The organism is Streptomyces sp. NPDC102274 (genome assembly GCF_044766385.1).
Lineage (GTDB): Bacteria > Actinomycetota > Actinomycetes > Streptomycetales > Streptomycetaceae > Streptomyces.
The window spans coordinates 1-1,892 of record NZ_JBIWLW010000134.1 but is presented as its reverse complement, the minus strand read 5'-3'; the positions used below and the strand labels follow the sequence as shown (position 1 = coordinate 1,892).

2 protein-coding genes are annotated in these 1,892 nt (G+C 67.4%); both read left to right on the top strand.

What is annotated here, in order from left to right; translation table 11 throughout:
* Nucleotides 1–294: 294 nt before the first annotated feature.
* Complete coding sequence (locus ACIRQP_RS42380; RefSeq protein WP_403900817.1) at nucleotides 295–834, top strand: TetR/AcrR family transcriptional regulator; 540 nt, start codon at nucleotides 295–297, stop codon at nucleotides 832–834.
* Nucleotides 835–886: 52 nt separating this feature from the next.
* Complete coding sequence (locus ACIRQP_RS42375; protein WP_403900815.1) at nucleotides 887–1,744, top strand: NAD(P)H-binding protein; 858 nt, start codon at nucleotides 887–889, stop codon at nucleotides 1,742–1,744.
* Nucleotides 1,745–1,892 lie beyond the last annotated feature (148 nt).

Here is a 1,892-nt window from a genome sequence, read left to right as displayed (position 1 = left end):
ATGTCGCAATCCACACCGAACCCGGAAGGCCCTCACTCGTTCAAGACCCCCCGACCGTGATCGCTGTCACCAACCTCCATGGACAGAACACCTAGGGCCTGTCTCCTCGATCAAGGGGTCCTCGAACGTCGGCGTCCGTTTGACGGCATGACCGGCAGGAGTTACTTTCGATACGCAGCCGTAGCGTATCGAAAATAGGGAGATCATCTCTTGATGAGCGCATCGCGTAGCCCGCGACCCGGCGGACCGGACAATCCTTCCTCTATGGGCAGGCCGCGTGACACGAGCCGTGACGTGGCGATCCTCGACGCGACGCTGTCCTTGCTGACCGAGATCGGTTACGAGCAGCTGTCCATGGAGGCAGTCGCAGGCCGCTCGGGCGCGGCAAAGACGACGATCTACCGCCGCTACCGCGACAAGGCCGCCCTCGTCGCCGCAGCGGTCGAGTACCGCTCACACGCGACCCCGCCCGAACCCGCTACGGACGATCTTCGCGAGAACCTGCTCACGCTCGCCGCCTGGCTGGCGCACCAGATCGCCGAGCAGGAGATCGGGCTGCTCGGGGCGCTCTTCGCCGGCATGCGCAGCGACCCAAGGCTTGCCGAGGAGATGCGCCGCATTCTGCGCCGCGACGAGGCCGCCATGACCAACCAGCCGCTGCGCAAAGCGATCGGCCGCGGCGAAGACCTGGCCCCCCAGGCCGCCGAGCTCTTCGCCGAGGTCGCCCCGGCTGTGATCGTGCACCGCATCGTCGTCGCCGGCGAGAAGTGCGACGAACGCTTCATCGCGCACCTCGTCGACGACATCCTCCTTCCGCTCCTGCGCGGCCAATGAGACAAGCCCGCACACGCCGAGCGCGCAGCGGGCACGAAGGGAAAACACCATCATGATCGTTGTCACTGGTGCGACCGGTGCCCTGAACGGCGCCACCGTCGAACACCTCCTGGGGCGCGTGCCCGCGGAGCAGATCGGCGTCAGCGTCCGCGATGTCGCCAAGGCGCAGCACTTCGCCGACCGCGGGGTGCGGGTACGCCAGGGCTCCTACGAGAACCCGGCCGCGCTGCGCCACTCCTTCGAGGGCGCCGAGCAGATCCTGCTCGTCTCCTCCAACGACCCGCACGCCGATGCGGTCGCCCTGCACCGAGTGGGCATCGAGACCGCCATCGCCGCGGGAGCGCACCGCATCCTCTACACCAGTCACCAGGGCGCCGGAGCGAGCAGTCCCTTCCACCCGGCCCGCGACCACGCCGCCACCGAAGAGCTCCTCGCCGACTCCGGCGTCGCGTGGACCTCGCTGCGCAACGGCTTCTACTCCCACAGCCTGGGCTGGCTGCTGGGCCCCTGGCAGCAGACCAACACCATCACGGCCCCTGCCGACGGCCCGGCCTCCTGGACTGACCGCGCGGATGCCGCCGAAGCGGCAGCGGTCATCCTGGCCGGTGGCCGGACGTTCGACGGCCCGGTCACGCTCACCGCCCGCCAGGCCGTGACCTTCGACGATGTCGCCGCCATCGCCTCAAACAGTAGCAATCGTGAGGTTAAGCGCATCGTGGTGGACGACGAGCAGTGGATCGCGGACAAGGTCGCAGCCGGCGCCCCGGAGGCGATGGCGCGGATGACACTCACCACATTCCAGGCAGCCCGCGAAGGCCACTTCGCCGGAGTGGACCCTCTCCTGGCTGAACTGCTCGACCGCGAACCCCGCAGCGTCGCCGACCAAATCGTGGACAGCATCACCGCCTAGGCCCAATACCGGTGTTTTAGGGGTCTTTGCGGCGGGTCGGAGCTGGTTTAGTGGCAATACCGGTGACTTTGCTGGTGCTGGCTCGTTGAGTGGGTGTGCCAAGGCCAGGACAGTTGAAGGCAGTTGAGGGTGATCGGTTTTCGGATCG